Source organism: Parafrankia colletiae (assembly GCF_001854655.1).
Classification (GTDB): Bacteria; Actinomycetota; Actinomycetes; order Frankiales; family Frankiaceae; genus Parafrankia; species Parafrankia colletiae.
Genome location: NZ_MBLM01000093.1, coordinates 1 through 1,503, shown reverse-complemented (window position 1 = coordinate 1,503; position 1,503 = coordinate 1). Strand labels below are relative to the sequence as shown.

The 1,503-nt window shown below is 66.4% G+C and carries 1 protein-coding gene; it reads left to right on the top strand.

Translation table 11 applies throughout. From position 1 onward, the window contains the following. Positions 1 to 119 precede the first annotated feature (119 nt). The gene (locus CC117_RS10210; RefSeq protein ID WP_241829981.1) at positions 120 to 1,367 is read left to right on the top strand and encodes an MFS transporter; all 1,248 of its coding nucleotides are present in this window, start codon (positions 120 to 122) and stop codon (positions 1,365 to 1,367) included. Positions 1,368 to 1,503 lie beyond the last annotated feature (136 nt).

Below are 1,503 nucleotides of genomic sequence, written 5' to 3'. Positions count from 1 at the left end.
CGAAACCCTCGCTGCCTACTGCGAACGAATTAACGACTCAGGAAATTAGGCGGCGATTTGGATCATCGCTCGCCGAAGATCGTCCAGTACGTGGACATCCTTAACCCTTGGAGCATACAATGTCGAAGGTGAGCGWTGCCGCCGGAATCGAGACAGATGCCGATGTGCAAAAAGAGGTTCCTCTCCGGCGCAACGAGGGCTTCCGTATGCTGTGGATCGGCCAGCTGCTCTCTGATACCGGCTCGGGGATCGGCCTGCTCGCCTACCCGCTGCTTATTCTGGCGCTGACCCACTCGGCGGTGCTCGCCGGGGTGGTGGGGACGGCGCGGGCAATTACCCTGCTGTGCCTGCAGCTGCCTGCCGGGGCGCTCTCCGACCGGTTCGACCGGCGGCTGACGATGATCATTTGCGACATCATGCGTGCGGTCCTGCTGGCCCTGCTCGGCATTCTGATCGTGACCGATCTCGCGTCCTGGCCGGTCGTCCTGGTCGTGTGCCTGATCGAGGGAGGCGCAGGCGCCATCTTCAACCCGGCGGCTGCCGCGGCACTGTCGGGGATCGTGCCGGACCGGCAACTGGAGCAGGCGGCGGCCGCCACCGAGGCCAGGACCTACACCGCCGCCCTGGCCGGCCCGGCGCTCGGCGGAACTCTTTTCGGGCTGGGTCAGGCTGTCCCGTTCCTCGTCAATGCCGTCTCCTACGTTGTCTCGTTCGGCACGGCGAAAAGGATCCGGGGGCAGTTCCGCCCGGAGAACGCGGCCGAGCGCAAGGCGTTGTGGCGCGAGGTGGCCGATGGCCTGCAGGTCGTCTGGCAGGTGCCGATCCTGCGCGCGGTAGCGATAACGGCACCCTTGATGAACTTCGCCTTCACCGGCGTGATCTTCACCGTCACGCTCGCGCTGCGTCAGCACGGTACCTCCACCGCGGTGCTCGGCCTGGTGCAGGCGACCATCGCGGCCGGCGGGCTGCTCGGCGCCATAGTGGCACCCCGGCTGCAGGGGCGCATGCGCCTGGGAGCCCTGGCCACCACGATCACCCTGGCTGGGGCCCTGCTGTTCGGCGCTGCGGCACCGCTCCTCCCGTCGCCGCTGGTGGCGGCGCCGATCGCCCTGGCGCTGCTGCTCGCGCCGGCCGTGAACGCCGCGCTGTTTGCCGTGACGCTCCGCAGTGCTCCGGCAGAAATGCGCGGCCGGGTCATCAACACCGTGGTCATGGCGACTACCGCGCTGGCTGCGCTGGCGCCGCTGACCGCTGGGCTGTTTGTCCAGCACGTGTCCGGTGCCTGGGCGGTGGGCGCCTTCGCCGCCACGGCCGCCGCCGCGGCAGTGCTGTGCCTGATCCTGCCAGGTTTGCGGCATGCTACATGAGCCGCACGGATGAAGATTTTGACAAGGAGAATTTAAAATCTATCCTAATCACGCCTCGAAACAACCGCAGCAGTGAGAGATGCCTACAGCGATGACCAAGTCGACGCGAGACGTTTCCAGGTGTCCTGAGTCGTTA